Source organism: Pseudoalteromonas sp. SG43-4, from assembly GCF_014164325.1.
Lineage (GTDB): Bacteria > Pseudomonadota > Gammaproteobacteria > Enterobacterales > Alteromonadaceae > Pseudoalteromonas > Pseudoalteromonas distincta.
Map to the genome: position 1 here is coordinate 31,925 of NZ_JACJFB010000014.1, position 20,416 is coordinate 52,340.

Below are 20,416 nucleotides of genomic sequence, written 5' to 3' on the forward strand. Positions count from 1 at the left end.
GGCTAACATGAACAAATTAACGGTACTTTCTTTGGCAGTAATGGTCGCGCTAGCAGGTTGCTCGAGTGACGATAACAAAAATGAAAATAATATTATCGCAGTAGATAACGCTATTGCAGTGGGCTCTGAGCAGTGCATTAATGGCGGTGTAGAGACTCAAGTAGGCGCAGATACCAATAATAACGACGTGCTAGACAGCGACGAAGTTAACTCAACTAATTTAGTGTGTAATGCACCTGCAACGTCGCTCACAAACGAGCAATTAGCCTCGCTTACTAGTAATGCATGGTTTAGTGAAGCACAAACAAAATTAGGTGCTGCACAAACAGCCAGTAGCAACATTGTTACTGAATCAGGCAAAGCTAAAAACGTTATTTTATTTGTGGGCGATGGTATGGGTATTTCTACCATAACCGCAGCACGTATTTTAGCGGGTCAGTTAGAGGGCGAAATGGGTGAAGAGCACCAGTTAAGCTTTGAAACTATGCCTTTTTCGGGCTTTGTAAAAACATACAACGTAGATGCGCAAACGCCAGATTCGGCAGGCACTATGACCGCAATGGCATCGGGTGTTAAAACCGACGCGGGCGTTTTAGGTATCGATGAAGCGGTTGAACGTGGTAATTGTGCATCAGGCAAAGGGCACGAACTTGTTACCTCGTTAGAGCTTGCTGAAATTGCAGGCAAAGCAACAGGAATTATTTCTACAGCGCGTATTACTCACGCAACACCAGCTGCAACGTATGCTAAATCGGCAGAGCGTAACTGGGAAGATATCTCCGATATGCCTGAGTCAGAAACCGCGTGTGAAGATATTGCATCGCAACTAGTTAACTTTGAAACCAACCTAGAAGCACGCTTTAGTGGTGTTGATGTAGACGGTATTGACGTAGTAATGGGCGGCGGTCGTCGTCACTTTTTACCAAAAGATGCCACGTTTAATTCAGCCGATGCAGTAAGTGCAGTTGAAGGGGATAGAACCGATAACCGCGACTTAACTGCAGAGTGGAAAACGCAATATCCAAATGGTACTTACGTAATGGATCAAACCGGTTTTGATGCAATAAGTGACGACGCCACTAAAGTGTTTGGCTTATTTAACGAGTCCCACATGCAGTACGAAGCTGACCGCGCAAACGATGTTGCAGGCGAACCTTCGCTTTCACAAATGACCGAAAAAGCAATAAACGTACTTGATAACAACGAGCAAGGTTTTTTCTTAACGGTTGAGTCGGGTCGAATTGACCACGCGCACCATGCGGGTAATGCTTATAACGCGTTAAACGACACTATTGAGCTTGCTAAAGCCGTTAAAGTGGCGATGGAAAACACCAACCCAGAAGAAACACTCATTGTTGTAACTGCCGATCACAGCCATGTATTTACCATTGCCGGCTACCCTAAACGCGGTAACCCAATTTTAGGTAAAGTAGTTGCAGTAGGCGAAACTGAGCCAAGCCTCGCCGCCGATGATATGCCTTATACAACTGTTGGCTACACTAATGGTTTAGGCTACAGAGATTTAGGCGATGAAACCAATGCCGATGCATCTTACTTAGCCGCACCGGTAACAGGGCGTGTTGATTTAAGCGATGTTGATACAACAACACCGGGTTTTCACCAAGAGTCGTTAGTACCACTTGGCTCAGAAACACATGCCGGTGAAGATGTTGGCGTTTATGCAATGGGACCAGGTGCACACTTGGTAACAGGCACAAACGAGCAAAGCTTTTTATTCCATGTAATGGACTTTGCAGCTGACTTTGTAAAAACAGCAGACGCAAAACTAGCGCAATAAATACCGGCTAGTTATAAATTTAGTTAAATATATCTAAATAAAAAACCCCGCATACTGTGCGGGGTTTTTGTCATTAAACTGACATTTATAATCGTTATGTTATTGCCATAAACTTGAAATATAAATAAGAGATAGCTAAATGAAAAAAGCGTTATTAATAATTGCCACGCTTGTAAGTACAAGTAGCTTTGCCTCGCAATGTGATATTGATGCCAAGCATTTAAAAGCGGATTATAAAATTACCAACAGCCATAAAGCGCAGCAAAGTAGCGAGTCACTTACCCTTTGGCGAAACAATCAGCAAGTAGCGCACCAAAGTGAAGTAATAACCGAGCTTTGGCAGCACTTAGCCAATAATCAAATACGACCAATACGTTACTTTAATGCCCAGCAACGCGGCATTGAATATCAACCATCTGAAGTACGCGGCGTACAAAATTGGAGTGCTAAAAGTCAGCTGGTGGATAACCACCTAATCGAAAAAATGACCCTAGTAAGCACACAAGGCACAGGCTGCGATGAAGTAAAAAACTATACACTGAGCGAAAATGGCAACGACTTTAACCTTGCCTTTATTACGCATTCAAAATTAGTTAAAACATTTAGTATTAGTAATAAAAAAAGCCAAACAAGTACATTGCTAAGCCTTAATAATGTAAACACTAATGAGCCATTAATTAGTGCTCAATTTGCACAGTGGGATCGCTTTCAAACCACCGATTACGCCGACATTGGCGATAACGAAGGCGACCCATTTTTAGCTAAAATGATAAACCTTGGTTTTATTGAGCACGGCGCAACTGGCTTTTATAACCAGCAGGGCGAGGCTATTCAAGGCGGGCATCACCACTAGGTTTTAGCGTTTTTAAATGTAGTAGCTCATAGCTGAAAGAATGACTGGCTATGAGCTACAAGTAGCACTGAAAGAGCTTCCCTAAATTCCTGCCACAGATATAACCTAATCAAATACCTTTTTTCGTATTTTCAAAGTTAACATATCGGCGGAGGTTCTTTTTTGATAAAACAGACGTTACTTAATATCGGTACGCGACCAAGATTTACAGCCTCTTCGTAATAAAAAATAAAGCTAGAGTCTCATTCATTAATGATATTAGCTTAAGTTAATGGCTCTTTGCTTCTTTAAAAGGACGATATAATGAAAACTAATCCTATATAAAGAGGCTAATTAGTTATGGAAAAGTTGATTATGAAACTACTAAGCGTAGTGAGAGTTGAGAATGTTTCAACGGTTACTGTTTGTATTTGTCTTGTTTTATTAGTGTTTAAATTAGGGTGAAGAAATGGATATTGATGAGTTGACTGAGTTAGTTCAAGGGAAAGTGTTTTTTGCAGGCGCTTATAAAAATACACCTTGAAGATGTAGTGGAAGTGAGAGAAATTTTAAAAGCTTCTTATAAACATAATGAGTTTCCATACTACGCAAAGCTTGAACATAGCTGGAATATGCTAGAGAAAACTCATTATATAATGTAATTGAGTGTGAACAAGTAGAAAGTAATCTATTAAATAGCTTTTTATACTTCATAGAACCTGGGTTTTATCCACCCCCTGAGTTATTAATTATTGTCGCAAGTTGTTTTCGAGCTCATATGATTAGCGGAGGGAAAACTAATTTATCTGAAGATTTCTTCGGGAAAAATAATCAGTTTGAGCATTGTATAAACGTGTCTAAGATTACTAAGTATATGGATTTTGAATTAAAATGGGTTACAGATAAGAAGGAATCATTGAAGGTCGTTGCGGAACAATACTTACTAGAATGCTCAGAAAAAAATAATAACACATTCGGTGAAAATACTGATGTTGAAAGCTTCTTAAGAGGTTATCGTCGTTGGAAAGAGGATTTAAAAAAACAAAAATATTAGTAAAAGTTATTTAGGAATTGAATGTTCGTCGCAGTGACAGCTATAGGCATAATAGAGTGTTTAGCAATCAAACCTCAAGTTTATGTGCTGCCAGCTATTGCCAACAGCACAACTATAAAAGCCTTAAACTACTCCAAATGAGCATCATCAGGCTTTTTAGGTTTACTCGTTACTTCTGTTAAGCCGTTTTCGCAATCGCCGCTGTCGCAGGTATTTAAATCGCTTTGTGCTTGTTTATCTTGTTGCAGCACTTGTTTTAAATCTTCCATGCGTTGGCGCACTGCTACACCGTAGCTGGCGTCGTCTCCCCATAACGCAGCAAGTTGCAGTACTGCAGCGCGGTCGTGGTCTCTAAACAGCTTACCAGCACGCTCTGCATCTTGCTTAGTGTTACCTAGTAACTCGAGTGCTTCTACGGCAAGGTTAATAGCTGAGTCGACTGTTTCGCGGTTAAACGCATCTACTTTTAAATTAAGTAACTGATACGCATGGCGGCGGTCGATTGCGCGAGCAACTATTTTAAGCTGCGGGTAGTTTTTATGAGCGAGCTTAATTATCTCAATAGTTTTATCGGGGTTATCAATTGCAATTACCAGCATTTGCGCGGTGTGCGCGCCTGCGGCTTCAAGGAGTTCTTGGCGTGCTGCATCGCCATAAAATACAGTATTGCCAAAACGGCGTAGTAATTCTATTTGGCTAGGGCTGTGATCAAGTACGGTAATTTCGTAGCCTTGCGCGTGCAGTAAACGCCCCATAATTTGGCCAAAACGTCCGTAGCCCGCAATAATTACGTGCTTAGCGGTGCTAATTTGCTCTGGCTTATCAAACTCAGGCAGAGCACTGCTGCTGCGTTTTTGTATTTGCTCATAAACCATAAGTAGTAACGGCGCTATTAGCATTGATACCGCCACAACTAAGGTAACAAGGCTGGTTTGCTCGGGCGTTAAAATACTTAAGGTGGTGGTTACGCTTAAAAGTACAAAGGCAAACTCACCCCCTTGGGCAAGGGCTAGGGCAAATAATAATTGCTGTTTGCTGTTAATTTTAAAGGTAACGGCAAGGGCAAATAAAATGCAGGCTTTAACTACAATAAGTAAAACCACTAAGGCAATAACGGTACTAAACTCGTTAAATAGCAGTTCAAAGTTAATTGATGCGCCAACAGTTATAAAAAACAACCCTAAAAGTAAGCCTTTAAAGGGTTCTATATCGGCTTCTAATTCGTGTCTAAATTCGCTCTCGGCAAGTACAACGCCTGCTAAAAAAGTTCCCAATGCAGGCGATAAACCAATACTTTGCATAACCAGTGCAATAGCGACCACTAAAAACAGTGCAAAAATAGTAAATATTTCACGCATGTGCGTTTGGGCAATGTATCTAAATAACGGGGCCGATACATATTTACCGCCGGCAATAATAGCGGCAATAACCGCAACCGATACACATACTTGTTGCCATACAGGCCAGCTTGCAATAATTGAATCGCTGATTTCTTTTGTGTTAGTTTGCGGGGCAAATGCAAGCAGTGGCAATAGGGCTAAAATAGGAATAATTGCGATGTCTTGAAACAGCAATACCGAAAAAGCGTTTTGTCCGGCTTCTTGCTTTAGCCAGCCTTTTTCTTCAAGGCTCTGCAGCACAATAGCAGTAGAGGAGAGCGCCAGCATTAAACCAATGGCGAGTGCGGTTTGCCAATGCATGGCAAAAAACCAATAACAAAATGCAAAAATTGCCGCTGCCGTTAACACAACTTGCAAGCCGCCAAGCCCTAAAATAGAGTGGCGTAATGTCCATAAACGCGAAGGTTGTAGCTCAAGGCCCACTAAAAACAGCATCATTACTACGCCAAATTCAGCGAAGTGCATTACATCGGTTTGATCGCCCACAACACCCAGCGCATAAGGGCCAATGAGTATTCCGGCAATTAAATAACCTAATACTGAGCCAAGTCCGACTCGTTTTGCAATAGGCACAGCTACAATGGCTGCTGCTAAGTAAATTAAAGCAATTTCTAACACGCGTTTATCCTAATAACATCAAGGCTTTTAGAATGGCTTAGCTGCTTATAAAATACAATGGATTATATGGCTCAAAGTTGCTTATTTATCAGTAGTTATAACACTAATGGTTATAACTACTGGGCTAAGAATAGCACTTTATGTTGAAGGGCTTATTTGGGGGACTAAATATTACAAATACTTATAATTGCTGAGCTTGGTTGGCCTGAATCAGAATGGTAAATAGTAATGTTTGAGCTGATTGTATTTTCAACGTTTGTTTCAATTGCTGTTACTTCAAATTCGGCAGATGCAGGTAGGTCGATGTCTAATTCGCTATCGAGGTAAGTACTTCCGCTTTTTTGCAAAGTAAGTGGTTTTGTTTGATCAAAGCTAAATTGAAAGCTATCTGACGCTAAAAGTGTATCTACCATGTTAAAGCGTAGGTTAACTGTGTCGGGGCCTGAAAACTCAGCACACAAAAATACCGAAACCTCAACAGCTTGTAAAACGGGCATGCTATTTTGGCCTATATCCACAGTAAAGTTGCTTTGCGTAATTGCTACAGAGTTGTATTCCCCAGTTGCTAGCCTTTGATCTGCTGTTTTTATCGTTATTTTTTCACCTTGCGCTAAATTAACCTCTTCATCAAAAAAGCCATTTGTATTGGTGCTGTACTGCTGTCCATTAATTGTTAGCTGTGCATTGCTTATAGCCGCTTTTTGCACATTAGTGAGTTGTCCTTTAATACGACCGGTAAGTAGGGCAGAGTTAGTTACTGTAATTGAGAATTGCACACTTTTTGAAAATCCATCAGCATCAGTTGCTATAACGGTTAGCGTGTAACTACCTGTCATATCGGCGATAAATTCGGTAATACTTTGGTTTATATTGCTTAAGCTGGTGCTCGAGCCTGAAGGCGCTGATAGCGTCCAAGCGTAATCGAGAGAGGTTCCTTCTGGGTCGTAACTTTGGCTTACATCAAATTTAACTGCATTGCCCACTACATCGTAGCGTGATTGCTCCCCCGTGAAGCTAATTACTGGCAATGCGTTTTGTATTACATCAATTGTTAGGGTTTTTGTGTCAGAGAACTGCACGCCATCGTTAGTGCGTAACGAAATAACCACTTGTCCCCCTACTGATGCACTAAACGTTGGTTTTGATATTGTATTACTGCTAAGCGTTGCTTGGCTTTGCGACGAAATGATTTCCCATTGGTAGCTTAGTGGCTGGCCCTCTGGATCGTAACTAGTTGAGGCATCAAGTAAAACCTGTTCATCAACCGTTATGGAGGTTTCATAAGTTACCAAAGTAATAGGCTTTTTATTGCTACTGGCGTGCAGTACTGAGGTTGCTTGGTTTGAGCTTAATTGCCCATCAGACACTGTAAGCACTACAACGTAGTCGCCTTCTTTATCGGCAACAATAGAGGGCGTTGCAGATGTGTTGTTAGTGAGTTGCGATGCACTATTTACAGGCTTGGCTTGTAACTGCCAGTTATAACTCAGCGTATCTCCGTCTGGGTCGCTACATTGTTGGCACTGCAAAGTGGTTGATTCGTTTAACGTAATATCACGTTCGGATTCAAGTGTTGCAACGGGGACTTTATTACTTGTGGTAACAGTTAAAGTAACTGATGCGGTATCACTTTCGCTTTGTTGATCGGTAACGGTGAGTGAAAGCGAGTAATCTCCAGCTGTTGACGCTGAAAATCCAGCGGTATGATTTTGTATGTTTGAAAGAGCCGGCGTGCTGCCCTCGGGTTTTGATGTAATTGCCCACGCATAACTAAGCGTATCGTTTTTATCGGGATCAGTACTTTGGTTACCATAAAGCGTAACAACTTCATTTGGGGCAATTGTTTTATTTTCTACGTTAATAACCGCTTGTGGCGATGAGTTAGAATTAAGCGATTCACTTTTGATGAGCACGACAGTGCTTGCCGTATCACCTTGTGAATTAGTAACGGTAAGCTCAACCTTAAACTCGCCTATTTCGTCTGCAACAAACTGGCTTTTAACTTGAGTCGCATTTTCAAGCGTTGCATTACTTGCTACGGGCTTGGTAATAAATTGCCATTTGTATTGATTAATGGCGCCGCTGGTTGTGCTACTTTGCGCGCCATTTAAAAGCACAACATCCCCTTGCTTAACGGTTTGTGTGCTACCTGCGTTAGCAATTAGTTGGGTATTTGCAGTAACGGTGAGTTGTTTTTGTGCAGGTGTGCTTGAAAGCTTGCCGTCACTCACGGTTAATACTAATTGGTACTCTTGTGCTTCAGATACTGAAAACTCAACGGTACTTTCATTATTAACCGTAATCGGTATTTCTACTTGTTCGTTTTTGCTGACTAATTGCCATTGATAGGTGAGTGCATCGCCATCGGGGTCGCTACTTTGTGCTGCGCTAAACACGAGGGTAGTATTTACTTTAAACTCCGATTGCTCGGTGGTAATAACCGCAATAGGCTTTGTATTAGTGCTGAGCGGTTTAGTTACTGTTTTGGAGTCTGAACCTCCAGAGCCACATGCAACAAGCGTGAATAGAGTCGTGATTAGAATTAAGAGTTTCCATTTCATAATATTAATATCCTTTTAATAAAGTCGAATACTAATATGTACCTAAATTAGCTATAAAGCAAAAAAATAAATCAAATAAGTAAATTTTCATTATTTTAGGAAATAGTTAACGTGAAACAGTGCTGCTTTTAAATAATTTATACTTTGAGGGAAGTGCCTTATGCCCAGATTGATAGGGCATAAAGTATATTAAATGGCAGTTGAATAACGCTTAAATAAAGTTAGTCAGCTACTTTTACTGAACCGCTAATATTATCGATACTTACATCGCCAGAGCCCGACTCTGTAATAGTCAGCCCCTTTGCATGGTTAACGCGAATATCACCCGAACCGTCTTCAATTGTTACGTTTGAGCCAATATGCTCAATAAGCAGGTCACCAGAGTTATCATCAACATTAACTGCACCGCTTATATGGCTTATCACTAAATCACCCGATCCATCTTCAACGTTTAGCAAACCGGTTATGTTGCTCACGTGCATTTCGCCAGAACCATCGTCAATAGTTGCATTACCGCTTACGTTGTTTATATGAATACTGCCAGAGCCGTCGGTTAATTCTAAATTACCTGCGATGTTTTCAAGGTTTACTTCACCAGATCCATCGTCAACAGTTAGGTTTTTAGCCCCACTTATCGTTAAATTCCCCGAGCCGTCTTTAACATCAATATTGCTTTGCATAGCACTTATTAAAATATCGCCAGAGCCATCATCAATATCTAAATTTAGATTACTTGGCACAGTAACCACTAAATTAATACTTGGAGATTGACCACTGTAAAAGCTAATACCATTACGGCTTTTATTTTGGGCAACAAGCTTTGCTTGTTTACCGTCTTGCTCCAGCGTTAGCTCGTATTCGTCTTCAATGTCGGCTGTGTAAATAGTGGCATCAACACTAATGCTGGTGGCCGTTTTTGAGCCTTTTATTTCAAGGCTACCTGCACCGCTTAATACATTTAAATATTCAAGATTATTGCTTGGCAGTGATAGCTGTTGAGTTTGCTTTACTGAGGCAACGCTTGGCGATATGTGAAATACACAGCCACTTAATAATAAAATGCCGCCAATAAGTGAAAGTGGTTTTGTAATGTTAGATACAGTTGATGAGCTCATGTTTAGTCCTTTGTATTTTTGTTTGTATTTATATAAACAATATAGAGCAAAAATGAGGCCGAAATGTAAGCTGTTGTTTTATATAGGGTGGTGGTTTTTTATGAAAGTTGAAATACTAATAAGTGGTTAAAATAACTAATTATTAATATAAAAGGATGCGTGATGCATCCTTTTATAATTGCTCTGCTTTTATTAGTAAACTAATTAAAAGCTGTAAGTAATATTACCGTATAAGAAACGTCCGTCTAATCCGTAAGGTGCATACGGTGTGTACGGGAATATTTGACCAAAGTCAGAGTAACCAATGTTATCCACGGTGGCTTGTGGGTACTGATCGAACAAGTTGTTTGCACCAACGGCAAATTTCCAATATTCGTCTGGACGGTATGCCACTTCTAGGTCGGTGATCCATTTAGGGTCTAAGTATTCATCGCGATCAGCTGTAGTTGATATGTCAGCGACTTCACCATAACGTGTGGCACGAAGCGTTGTTTGCCATTCGTTAAAGTTCCACACTGCTGATAGGTTCCATTTGCTATCTGGCGTGCCTTCTTCAAAGCGACCTACTTCACGACGCGCAAACACTACGTAGTCGTCACCTAGTGAGTTAAGTTCGCTTGGGTTGTCGTTTACGTGTGTTACTTCGGTGTCGTTAAAGTTAGCTGCTACGTTTAGGCGTAAATCACCTAAGTTGTCTAAATCTAGGTTATAAGTGGCAACTATATCTACACCTTGCGTGCGTGAATCGATAGCGTTGGTAAAGTAACGTACGCTTTCGGTATTTAGCTCACCGGCATTTTGTAGTATTTCTACTACGGCATCGCCCTCTAAGTTTTCAGACAATACAATACGGTCATCAATATCAATACGGTACGCATCAACGGTTAAGCTAAAGCTGCCTTGCGTGTACATAAAGCCCGCAGTAACGTTTACTGACTCTTCAGCATCTAACGGCTGAGCACCGAGTGCTTGCGCTGCGGCTGAATCGGTTGGGAATAAACCAACTTCAAATGGTTGGTTGTTTTCAAGTACTGTTGATATTTGGCGGTACGAGCTTTGCGCTAAAGATGGCGCACGGAAACCGGTGCTAATTGCACCGCGCAGCGATAGGTTTTCAGTAATGCTGTAACGCGAGGCAAGTTTAGAGGTAAATGTGTCGCCAAAGTCGCTGTAATCTTCATAACGACCCGCTAAAACGACGTTCCATTTTTCTGTTAAGTAGGTATCAAACTCAACAAATAAAGCGATGTTATGACGGCTTTCGTCAGTCGCACTTTCTGGTCCAAAACCAGCAAGTACTTGCGCGCCACCGGCTGCAATTGGGTTACCGTCGCTATCAAGTGCGGTGATGTAAGACGCTTCTTCGCCTTCTTCTATTTTGTAGCTTTCGTGGCGGTATTCAGTACCTACGGTAAAAAATACGTCATCAGGTAAGCCTAAATCGAGTGTGGTATTGGCTGTTGCGTTTACTAAAAACTGATCGTAAACCAGTGCACCGTTATCAAATTCAGTTGGGCTGTCGGCACCTAGTGATGTATTAATACTATTTACAACACCAAAACCAAAGTCGTTGCGGCCGTAGTTGGTACTTACATCCCATGTCCAGTCGTTAGTTTCGCCTTTTAAGCCCAGTGCAAATGAGTAGTCTTGTACGTCAGTTTCAATTTGCGGCAAAAAGCCATCTGGGTACACTTCTAAAACGTTACGGCTGTCTTTTGCACGGCGGTAAAAACCACCAGAATTACCTTCACGCTTTGAGTAGCTACCAAATGAATAAAGGTTTAAGCCGTTATCTAAATCGTAACCCATGTTGTAAAACAACGCGTAATCTTCAAGCTCCGCTTTACCAAAACGGTGGTTGTAACGATCGATAGTAAATTCGCGTGGGTCTAGGCTGCCATCATCAAGGCGGCTGTATTGTTCGCGTGGGTCAAAGCCAGAGCGCTGCGTTGAGTCGTTATCACGGTATTCAATTGATACGTTTACAAAGCCGTTATCAGATAACGCAAAACCAGAGTTTGCGCTAACAGTGCGTGTTGCACCGTCGTTTACTTCTCTGTCGCCACCGGTATTAAAGGCTAAGTCGCCGTTTGCATCAGCATAGGTACTTTCTAGCTGAGATACACCAGCCATTTGAGTATCGTATTTACCGTACGTTACACTTACGCTACCGCCTTCTGAGGCATCTTTAAGTACAATGTTAATTACCCCAGCAATTGCATCAGAACCGTACTGTGCGGCTGCGCCGTCACGTAGCACTTCAACACGTTTAATTGCAGAGGTTGGAATCATGTTCAAATCAACAGCTGTAGAGCCTCGACCAACAACACCCGCTAAGTTTAATAGTGCACCTGCATGGCGGCGCTTACCGTTTATAAGTACTAATGTGTGATCGGGTGCTAAACCACGTAAAACTGCTGGTTTTGCATGGTCAGTACCATCACCCATAGTGGCGCTTGGGTAGTTAAAGCTAGGTACTTGGTTTGCTAGTATTTGGCTTATTTCTAGCTGACCCGTACTTTGCATATCACCGCTGGTAATAATATCTACAGGTACTGAGCTTTCGGCAATACTGCGTAAGCTACGGCGAGTACCTGTTACTGAAATCACTTCAATGCTTTTTTCGGCTTGAACATCTTGTTCTGCAGCAAATACAGAAGAATAGGGTGCACTAAGTGCAGAAGAAACGGCCAGGCTAAGTGCTACTTTTTTGGCTGATAATGGCTTTAACATGATGTTGATTCCCTTGAGGGCTGCTGACTATTGATTTTAAAAAGGAGCGCATCATATAGAAGCGACTACCCTAGTGCAAAGATAAAAACTATCTAAGATATTCTAAGTTGTTAACAAGTAAGGTCACTGTCTACGCGTGATATAGGCGTTTGGATCGTTGTAGTTGCAATCTTGTGTCGAATGGTTGCGAATTCAAGGGGATTTTAGATAAAAGTTAGTAAGACGTAAAAAGGCCAAGCAAATGCTTGGCCTTTCAATTTTTTAAATTTAGTAATTTAAATTATTCAGGGGCAACTTCAAGCGTTGTAAATAATGCATAACGTCCTGCATCTACGCCTTCTTCATTTACGGTAACCTTGTTAGAGGTTTCGATTAGGTATAGGCCTGGCTCTTTCCACGTAATTGTAAACATACCGTCTTTATCGGTCGTTACTTTTACTTCGCCACGCTCGTTACGGTAGCGTGTGTCGCCTTTTAAAATACTTACTTCAACGCCTTCACCAGCAGATTTACCATCTTGTAGTAACTGAAAACGTGCTTGTTCACCTACAAATAAATCGTTTGGATGCGTTGGACCGCTAAGCTCAAGGCCTAAACCAAGTTGTGCAGGTTTTGAGGTGCCATTTCGGCTTACAAATGTATCTACTGTTGAAACAACCTTCGTTGTGGTTACATCTTTTGCATTGCTAGGTAACTCGGCTTCTGTTTTTTTACCAAATACGCGCTTGCGCTTACCTTCTTCGTTTTTATAGAAGGTCATGTACATTGGCTTTTGGGTCATTGCAATGTGGTAAGTGCCTTGCTCTGTTAAGCTTACCGCAGCTGAGCTTTTACGCTTTAAGTAATAAGCACGAATGGTTTCAGATACTGGCTCACCATTAGGCGCAAGTGCCATTAATAATGTGTCGTCGTACTCGGCGCCTTTTTCTTTAGGTTTAAAGGCTTTGTCTGGTGCAAACATTTCGTTAGAGATACTAGCGTCAATCATTACGTAATGCGCTTTATCGCCTGATAAAGATGTATGCGAAGGTAGTAACCAACGTCCGTGTGCACTTGCTGAAGTTGACACTAAAGCAGATAAGCTCAATGCGCCGATTAATGCCGTTTTTAATAAATTTATTTTCATTGTATTTCCTTAAATTCAAATGATTAAGTAGCAGCTACTTAGTGCTTACAGTGACGAAGCTTTTAGAAAACTCGTTTTTACCATCAATTGTTAGTTTGCCTGATTTAGTTAAATCGAGCTCAACGCGGGTGTAGTCTCTGCCGCCTTCTTCGCGTACAACTTCAATATTTAGTAAGTATTTACCTGGTTTTACTGGGTTACCGTCTAAATCATTACCTTGCCAATTTATGGTGTAAGTACCTGCGCGTTTTGTTGCGCCGCTAATGCCGTCAAAGTTGGCATCGCTTTTACCGGCTTTACGCCACCATTGGCGTAAGTCTTTAAACCATTCTGCTTTTTGCACCCAAAGTGCAAGCGTTGTAACGTGTTTGCGCTCTGGTGTTTCAAGCCAAACTGCAACGTATGGGCGGTGATACGGTTGTACTTCTAAGTCAGGAAGCGTTAATTCAACCTCTAGCTGTGGTGTTTGCGCATGCGCCGTTGTTTGAAAAAACGCAGCTACGAGCAGTAATGCGGCGCTTATAAATAATTTAAATTTAACCATTAAGACACTCCTTTTATTTGTGGAACCCAACATAAATAAATAACCAGTGGAGTTGCCACTCCGAGTACGGTTATCCATATTCCTGCTAAGCGTTTTTTTCTATTTTGAAACAAAATAATCATGCCGGTGATGGCAAATAAAATCATTAGTACGGCAGATATATCAATTACCCAACTCCATACTTCACCGCTGTGGCGGCCTTTATGTAAGTCGCCAATAAGGCTTAAAAAGCCACCTGTTTGGTAATCAAGATTTAGCTCGCCAGTTGTAAAATCAAGCTCTGCGTAGGCAAACCCAGCAGGCAGTGGGTAGTCGAGCATGACAAGCGCGTCTTCTTTTTCCCACTCAATGCTTTTTACTTTTGTAAGTGCATATTGCTCGGCTAGGTAAGCTTCTATTTCAGGGTAAAGCGTTGGCAGCGTATTTAGCTGCTCATTCGCTTTGGTAACTAGCTCTGCTGGAATTACCGCCGTTACTTGGCCATTATTTTTATCGTTTTTAAGCCAATCAATATGGTTGAGCACAATGCCGCTAACGCAAAATAAGATAAGCAAAAAAAACAAAGCTGTAGAAATATAAATATGTAGAGCACGGCTTGTGCTATACAAAGCCCGCTTGTTAATAAACGACATAAAAACAGTAAATAAATTAAATTTACAGCATGATAATGATTTGCATTAGCTATTACAAATTTACTTACTTATCTTTACATAAAAACTTTAAAACAAAGGCGGTAAGCAGGTAAAAAATGAATATTTAACGCTTAGGAGGGCTGGAAGGTCTTAAAATAAGGTAAATCATCACCAATACTTCTATTACTGCAACGAGATAAATAACCCAAATAGGGGCGGCTGAATACAGTAAAAATGTAAATCCAATTAACATGCCAATGGCGGCGTAGCATTTGGCTTTTACTGGCACTACTTTATGGGCTTGCCATTGCTGCAAAGTTACACCGTAACGAGGGTGGTTTAACAGCCATTGTTCAAGCGCGGGTGATGAGCGAGTAAAGCAGGTGAGTGCTAAAATAAAAAATATAGTGGTAGGCATGACCGGCAGCACAATGCCAATAATACCCAAGGCTACAAGTATTAAGCCAAGTGCTTTAAACCATAAGTTTTTATAACAAATAAACACTGCTTTTATATTCACTTAGGCTCTTTTTAGTAATGGCTGATACTTTCGATTGTAGGCCAAATAGTTATAAAATCGAAGTGTAAAAACATAAAAAAGGGCAAACTAAGTTTGCCCTTTTAAATTTATAAAATAGGTTTTACTTATCTAGAAGTAGTAACCTACGTTGATGTTAAAGCGACGCTCTGTATCGCCATCACCAATAATTGTTCCGCCAATAAATGGCTGGTTACGTGCTTGAATAAAGTCAAAGTACGTAAATAACGGGCCTGCTGATACGCTCATACCTGTTACGTTCATCCATGTATCTGCACTGTCGTCAGATTTGTCGTAAATGATGCCGTAATCGTTGTAAAACTGTACGCCTGTTATAGGGCCTAAATCAACCGATAGGTCGTAAGCTACGTTAAAGTTAGTCATGGTAGCTTCGCTTGATACGGTATCGTAGTAGTCAAACGCACCTACAACAAAGCGGTTGCTGTTGTCGTCTAGGTCGTAGTCATACTCACCGTGCTGAAATTGAATATTCCAATTATTAATTTGGCTGTTTACGTGGAACGCCCATGCGCCGTAGTTACCTGCACGGTCGTTACCATCATGTAAGCCACCGCTTAATAGTGATACACCCACATCGGTTTTAGCGTTTTCGCCATGCTCAATTTGGTACACTGTACGAGCTGCAAATGTGTTGTATTCACCAAGGCGAGAGCCAGGTGCATCGTATGTGCCTTCGGTTGTTGCACGGCTACCAACTATATCAAAAGAGTAACGCTCGTTAACTTCAGAGCTGCCATCAACGCCGCCTACTTCATCATTTTTGAAAAAGCCTAGGTCTAGTTTCCAGTTATCTTTTAGTTTACGGTTTACTGTTACACCCAAATCAAAGTCGTCTTCTAGGCCAACATAGTAGTTAGTGCTAAAAAAGTAGCTGTGTGAGTTGTATGGGCCATTACCAAAAGGGACAGGTGCAATACCAGCTTGTGCTTCCCAGCCATCAGTAAATTCGTAACCTAAGTATGCATACTTAACAATGGTCATGTAATCGTAAAAGCGAAAATCACCATTAACAGAAATATCGTTTATTTCGCCAGATAAGTTAATGCGAAATACTTCAAAGTCTAAGTCGCCGCTACGATCTTGAGTGTCTTCATCGTATGAATTAGTGCTGTAATTAAAACGCACTGCGCCACCAATTTTAACGCCTTCGTCTTTTTTCTCAGATTCGGCGGCAGCAACAACAACTTCTTTGTTATCAGCTTTTTTACTAATTTTTGCAACTTCTTGCTTGTGTTGCTCATTAATTTTTTGCTGTTTTGTTTTTTCATCAGCTAACTTATTTTCAAGCAGTTGCATTTGTTGCTTTAACTGCTTAAGTTGGCTTTGTAACGTGTCTAGATCATCAGACGCATAAGAAGTACTTGTAACACCACCTAGAACTAGTGCTAGTGTTAATTTTGAGAGTTTAGTCATAATTGCCGCTCAGATTTTGATTAAAAAATAAAAAATTCAAGACGTAAAAAAACGCCTTACGTTTAGGGTAAGTACAAAAACTATGTATTTTTTTTTATTATTTATTCTTTAGGAGCTTGAGTAAGCGCACCAACTTCTAGAAGGGGCGATGCATCTAATTTATCTGCATCCATCATTGCGGCTACACGCTGCATTGATGAGAGTAAAAGGCTCTGTTCCCATTCAGCAAGTGCAGAAAACTTTTCAATAAAGTGTTCTTGCAATGGCTGAGGTGCTTTATCAAGTAACTCTTTTCCTTTATCGGTGAGGTATAAGCTCACTCTGCGTTTATCCATTTGACTGCGTACGCGTGTTACTAAGTTTCTGCTTTCTATTCTGTCGAGAATATTGGTGACCGTTGCTGGGCTTAAATTTACATTTTGAGCAATACGGCTCGCCGTTATTCCATCGGTTTTTTGCACTTCTTGCATTATAAGCAATTGTGGGCCAGTTAAACCCGAAGTTTTATTTAGCTGCTTAGAATGTAAGTCAATCGCGCGGATAACTTTACGTAAAGAAATCAATAACTCGTCATATTTTTGCATTTGCTTATCTCGTCGATGGGGCGGTAGTTTGCCGTAATCGCGAAATGTTACACATCAAATAAATTGAATTCAAATAATATATTGTACTTTAGCCCGCTTTTATTGGTTTTTAATAGTTAGAGCAGTAACTAATGTAAAATTATATTGTTTAAATATTGGTAAATTTTCTTAGCACCTTGTGTGCATTAAGTTGCGCACAGTACGTATGTTGTGAATAATTGGCAAGTCTTATTGTATAGACTTTAGTATTATTCATTTACAGCTGTTAGTACAAAGTAATTGTTTGTGAGTTTACTGTATATGTATTAATCGGCAATGAACAAATTCAGCAATCAATATTTAATATCAATAGCGTATACTTTAAGCATGCATTATTGTTTAGATGTAAACATTAAAAATCTTTAGTATCAGTATTATAGGGGGAAGGTATGAAATTATCGCCATCAGTTAGCATTGAGCAAAGCGAATCCGGACTTGAGTTTATTAAAGTAGCTAGTGAAAAGTGCGACGCAAAAATATTTTTGCAAGGTGGGCAAATTACCGAGTTTATCCCTAAAAATAACAAGCCACTTATTTGGGTTTCACAAGAGGAAACCTATCAAGAAGGGGCGAGTATTCGAGGCGGTATTCCTATTTGTTGGCCGTGGTTTGGTACACACGCTAATGATGGGTGGCCTGCCCACGGTTTTGCGCGCACAAGCGTATGGCAAGCCGATGAAGTACACGAATCTGATGAGCAAATTACAGTTAGTTTAAAGCTCCCCATGAAACTTGTTAATACAACGTATTGGCCGCATCAGTGCGCATTAAAAGTTGAGTTTATATTAAGCGATAAATTACAGGTTCGCTTAACGACCACTAACTTAGGAAGTGTGCCATTTAGCTTTACTCAAGCATTGCATACCTATTTTCCAACCTCAGATATTACAAATACCCATGTTGATGGTTTGCAAGGCGCGCAATATATTGAGTTTAGTGAAGGGCCGTTTGTACAAAATGATGTTGTAAACTTTAATCGCGAAACCGATATGGTTTATACACAAGCAAATGCAGTACAAACCATTAACACGCCAGAAGGTGTTATTAATGTGAGCCGCGAAAACTCAAGTTCGTGTGTGCTGTGGAATCCATGGATAGAAAAGTCAAAACGCTTATCTAACTTTGCTGACGATGAATATAAAACAATGCTCTGCCTAGAGGCCGCTAATGTACTGACAGATAAAGTAACGCTTGAGCCAAAACAAAGCCACACCTTAATAACCACCATTAGTTGGTAAGCTAGTCATAATTAAAAGCAGAAATAGGGACAAATAGTGTTTAACAATCAACAAATAATGGATTTGCCAAAGCATAGTGATATTAGCTTTAAGCCATTGGCTGATAAAGCCTTATTACATACACAACTTAGCTCGCTTCTGTTTTATGTACCGCTAATTGGAGCGCTTATTGCTGTTTGTTATTTTAATGAAGCCTTTGCTAATAATGCACAAACGTATTTGCTAATTGGTATGCCAATTTTGGTAGCCGTATCTATGGCGTACAACATAATAAGTGTGAGGTTGCGAGGTTTTGCAGTGCGAAATCATGACATTGCTTTTAAAAAAGGCGTTATTTGGCAACGAGTGACGGTATTACCTTTAGCGCGTGTACAGCATATGGAAATACACCAAGGGCCAATAGAGCGAAAACTTAGTCTTGCGAGCATTAAATTATTTAGCGCTGGCGGTGTAAGTGCGGATTTACAAATTAGCGGGCTAACCCATGATGATTGTAAAAACATGCGCCAATTTGTACAAAACTACCGCCAAGACGACGCAACTACTCAGGCAGCTTTAGTCGATGAGTAATACAACTATCGAAGATAAAGCCAGCCCTATTTACTGGCAAAAAGTATCGCCCTGGGCACTTTTATACTTTGTTGTGCACTTTAGTGTGCGCTTTGTAAAAGATGGCCTTTTAAACTTACTGCCCATGCTAGTCGTATTTGTTACTCAAGTAGAAAATAAGTTGTTTTGGGCGCAGGTTGCAGGCGGTATTGCACTAATTTTGCTACTTGTTTACTCATTTTTATATTATTTAAATTTTAAGTTTAGTATTAGTAGCGACAACGAAATATTGCTTAACAAAGGTGTATTTAAAAAAGAGCGACTTACGCTTAAATTTGGCCGCGTGCAAAACGTTAATATTGCCGAGCCGTTTTATTTTACCCCCGTAAACTTAGTTAATTGTATTTTTGATGCCGCTGGCAGTGTGTCGCAAGAAGTTGTTTTACCAGGTGTCACTAAAGATTATGCACAGCAAATGCGTAAACAAATATTTGATTTTAAAGCGCAGCAACAGCAAGAAGCACCAAATACTGAACAAAGCGAAACAGACACTATCGAAAACAGCCTAAGCATTAGCAATAAAGAAATAGCCAAATTTGGTTTAATGTCGAATATGGCTATTTTAGCAATCGCTGCTTTTGCCCCTTTTATAAACCTAATTGTTGATTTTTTAGAGAAGCAAATTATTGCGAAAGTAGAAGGCTTTTACCAACAAGAGCTTGGTATGCTGGCCAGCGCTGCTACTTTTGCGATGATCACCTTAATTGGTTTGTTAGTTTTGGTGGCTGTAATGCTATCGGTGACTATGTCGCTTATTCGTTTTTATAATTTTGAGCTTTATTTTAAAGGTCAAAAGTTTAAACGCATTGCTGGCTTGTTAGAGCGCCATCAGCTTTCAATGAGCATGGACAAGGTGCAATCTATTGTTATTAAACAAAACCTAATGGGGCGATTACTAAAGCGATTTACCGTTGAGTGTTTACAAGCAAGTAGCGGCGGAATAGCAGCCGGTGTGGCGGCTAAAAAAAATAAACAAACGTTAGTACTACCTGTATTAAATAGCGAACAAGTTGATAGTGTATGCCAATGGATTTACCCGTGGTTTAATAGTAAAAAACTCGCTTTTAAGCGCGCAGAGCGAGCGCTTTTGTATAAAAATTTAGGCTTTTATTCACTGTTACCCAGTGTATTAGTGTTTGGCTTTTGTTTTATTGCTGATATTAATACTTTGATAAGCCTTGGTGTTTTAGTGGTGTTTTCTGGCTTGGTGACTTTGTCGTATCAGCGTTATGGTTATTACATGCATGAGGATAATGGTCGATTTTACATGGTTGTACGCAAAGGTATGATTGGCGTTCATTACCGTGTTTTTGAGCTTTATAAAGCGCAAAGTGCGCGCAGTATAAGTACGTACCTAATGAGAAAGTCAGGCTTAAAAAGCCTGTATATACAACTTGCTTCAGGCTTTGTATTTATGCCCTACATAAAGCAGCAAGATGCTGACTTTATTATTGATTTTACAATTAAGCAGATTGAGTCAGATACTCGCAGCTGGATGTAAAATACCCTAATAAAACATGTGTAAATACCCATTTTCACATGTTTTATTACATTTTCTTAC

The 20,416-nt window shown here is 40.4% G+C and carries 16 protein-coding genes; 6 read left to right on the forward strand and 10 right to left on the reverse strand.

The window, feature by feature from the left end; genetic code table 11:
- Positions 1 to 7: 7 nt before the first annotated feature.
- From H5160_RS13995 to H5160_RS20470, 3 genes are all read left to right on the forward strand, one after another.
- Entirely contained in the window at positions 8 to 1,798 is a 1,791-nt protein-coding gene (locus H5160_RS13995) for an alkaline phosphatase (protein WP_182737786.1), read from the forward strand.
- Positions 1,799 to 1,937: 139 nt separating this feature from the next.
- Entirely contained in the window at positions 1,938 to 2,651 is a 714-nt protein-coding gene (locus H5160_RS14000) for a hypothetical protein (protein ID WP_182737787.1), read from the forward strand.
- A gap of 853 nt (positions 2,652 to 3,504) precedes the next feature.
- Positions 3,505 to 3,684, forward strand: a complete 180-nt coding sequence (locus tag H5160_RS20470) for a hypothetical protein (protein ID WP_259417132.1) — start codon at positions 3,505 to 3,507, stop codon at positions 3,682 to 3,684.
- 128 nt (positions 3,685 to 3,812) lie between these two features.
- Here H5160_RS20470 and H5160_RS14010 read toward each other — a convergent pair whose 3' ends face one another.
- The 10 genes from H5160_RS14010 to H5160_RS14055 form a co-directional block, all read right to left on the reverse strand.
- Positions 3,813 to 5,702 (reverse strand): monovalent cation:proton antiporter-2 (CPA2) family protein, encoded by a 1,890-nt coding sequence (locus tag H5160_RS14010; protein WP_182737788.1) that lies wholly within the window; start codon positions 5,700 to 5,702, stop codon positions 3,813 to 3,815.
- Positions 5,703 to 5,866: 164 nt separating this feature from the next.
- The gene (locus H5160_RS14015) at positions 5,867 to 8,263 is read right to left on the reverse strand and encodes a PKD domain-containing protein (RefSeq protein ID WP_182737790.1); all 2,397 of its coding nucleotides are present in this window, start codon (positions 8,261 to 8,263) and stop codon (positions 5,867 to 5,869) included.
- Positions 8,264 to 8,484: 221 nt separating this feature from the next.
- A complete protein-coding gene (locus H5160_RS14020) occupies positions 8,485 to 9,378 on the reverse strand; it encodes a hypothetical protein (protein WP_182737791.1) in 894 nt (297 codons plus the stop codon).
- A gap of 204 nt (positions 9,379 to 9,582) precedes the next feature.
- Positions 9,583 to 12,111, reverse strand: a complete 2,529-nt coding sequence (locus H5160_RS14025; protein WP_220491167.1) for a TonB-dependent receptor — start codon at positions 12,109 to 12,111, stop codon at positions 9,583 to 9,585.
- 280 nt (positions 12,112 to 12,391) lie between these two features.
- Positions 12,392 to 13,237 (reverse strand): DUF4198 domain-containing protein, encoded by an 846-nt coding sequence (locus H5160_RS14030; RefSeq protein WP_024596099.1) that lies wholly within the window; start codon positions 13,235 to 13,237, stop codon positions 12,392 to 12,394.
- A 34-nt stretch (positions 13,238 to 13,271) separates the two neighbouring features.
- Positions 13,272 to 13,781 (reverse strand): DUF2271 domain-containing protein, encoded by a 510-nt coding sequence (locus H5160_RS14035; protein ID WP_024589611.1) that lies wholly within the window; start codon positions 13,779 to 13,781, stop codon positions 13,272 to 13,274.
- Positions 13,781 to 14,413, reverse strand: coding sequence for a PepSY-associated TM helix domain-containing protein (locus tag H5160_RS14040; RefSeq protein ID WP_024596097.1), 633 nt, complete (start codon positions 14,411 to 14,413; stop codon positions 13,781 to 13,783). The genes H5160_RS14035 and H5160_RS14040 overlap by 1 nt, the downstream gene beginning before the upstream one ends.
- A gap of 124 nt (positions 14,414 to 14,537) precedes the next feature.
- Positions 14,538 to 14,933, reverse strand: a complete 396-nt coding sequence (locus H5160_RS14045) for a YbaN family protein (RefSeq protein ID WP_024596096.1) — start codon at positions 14,931 to 14,933, stop codon at positions 14,538 to 14,540.
- A 129-nt stretch (positions 14,934 to 15,062) separates the two neighbouring features.
- Positions 15,063 to 16,385 (reverse strand): hypothetical protein, encoded by a 1,323-nt coding sequence (locus H5160_RS14050; protein ID WP_002960190.1) that lies wholly within the window; start codon positions 16,383 to 16,385, stop codon positions 15,063 to 15,065.
- A gap of 101 nt (positions 16,386 to 16,486) precedes the next feature.
- Positions 16,487 to 16,969 carry a MarR family winged helix-turn-helix transcriptional regulator gene (locus H5160_RS14055; protein ID WP_182692757.1) on the reverse strand — a complete coding sequence of 161 codons (483 nt, stop codon included), beginning with the start codon at positions 16,967 to 16,969 and terminating at the stop codon, positions 16,487 to 16,489.
- A 428-nt stretch (positions 16,970 to 17,397) separates the two neighbouring features.
- On the opposite strand from H5160_RS14055, the gene H5160_RS14060 reads away from it, so the two are divergent.
- The 3 genes from H5160_RS14060 to H5160_RS14070 are packed head-to-tail and all read left to right on the forward strand — an operon-like array spanning position 17,398 to position 20,356.
- A complete protein-coding gene (locus H5160_RS14060; protein ID WP_182692756.1) occupies positions 17,398 to 18,246 on the forward strand; it encodes a D-hexose-6-phosphate mutarotase in 849 nt (282 codons plus the stop codon).
- Between the two features lie 36 nt (positions 18,247 to 18,282).
- Positions 18,283 to 18,816, forward strand: coding sequence for a PH domain-containing protein (locus tag H5160_RS14065; protein ID WP_182737792.1), 534 nt, complete (start codon positions 18,283 to 18,285; stop codon positions 18,814 to 18,816).
- Complete coding sequence (locus H5160_RS14070) at positions 18,809 to 20,356, forward strand: PH domain-containing protein (RefSeq protein WP_182692755.1); 1,548 nt, start codon at positions 18,809 to 18,811, stop codon at positions 20,354 to 20,356. Before H5160_RS14065 ends, H5160_RS14070 begins: the two co-directional genes overlap by 8 nt.
- The last annotated feature ends 60 nt before the right edge of the window (positions 20,357 to 20,416 follow it).

Excerpts from the sequence above, each read along its gene's own strand:
- H5160_RS14070 (WP_182692755.1), top strand. The coding sequence starts at position 18,809 with ATGAGTAATACAACTATCGAAGATAAAGCCAGCCCTATTTACTGGCAA.
- H5160_RS14015 (WP_182737790.1), bottom strand. The coding sequence starts at position 8,263 with ATGAAATGGAAACTCTTAATTCTAATCACGACTCTATTCACGCTTGTT.
- H5160_RS13995 (WP_182737786.1), top strand. The coding sequence starts at position 8 with ATGAACAAATTAACGGTACTTTCTTTGGCAGTAATGGTCGCGCTAGCA.
- H5160_RS14030 (WP_024596099.1), bottom strand. The coding sequence starts at position 13,237 with ATGAAAATAAATTTATTAAAAACGGCATTAATCGGCGCATTGAGCTTA.
- H5160_RS14000 (WP_182737787.1), top strand. The coding sequence starts at position 1,938 with ATGAAAAAAGCGTTATTAATAATTGCCACGCTTGTAAGTACAAGTAGC.
- H5160_RS20470 (WP_259417132.1), top strand. The coding sequence starts at position 3,505 with ATGGATTTTGAATTAAAATGGGTTACAGATAAGAAGGAATCATTGAAG.
- H5160_RS14035 (WP_024589611.1), bottom strand. The coding sequence starts at position 13,781 with ATGGTTAAATTTAAATTATTTATAAGCGCCGCATTACTGCTCGTAGCT.
- H5160_RS14050 (WP_002960190.1), bottom strand. The coding sequence starts at position 16,385 with ATGACTAAACTCTCAAAATTAACACTAGCACTAGTTCTAGGTGGTGTT.
- H5160_RS14020 (WP_182737791.1), bottom strand. The coding sequence starts at position 9,378 with ATGAGCTCATCAACTGTATCTAACATTACAAAACCACTTTCACTTATT.
- H5160_RS14040 (WP_024596097.1), bottom strand. The coding sequence starts at position 14,413 with ATGTCGTTTATTAACAAGCGGGCTTTGTATAGCACAAGCCGTGCTCTA.
- H5160_RS14025 (WP_220491167.1), bottom strand. The coding sequence starts at position 12,111 with ATGTTAAAGCCATTATCAGCCAAAAAAGTAGCACTTAGCCTGGCCGTT.
- H5160_RS14060 (WP_182692756.1), top strand. The coding sequence starts at position 17,398 with ATGAAATTATCGCCATCAGTTAGCATTGAGCAAAGCGAATCCGGACTT.
- H5160_RS14055 (WP_182692757.1), bottom strand. The coding sequence starts at position 16,969 with ATGCAAAAATATGACGAGTTATTGATTTCTTTACGTAAAGTTATCCGC.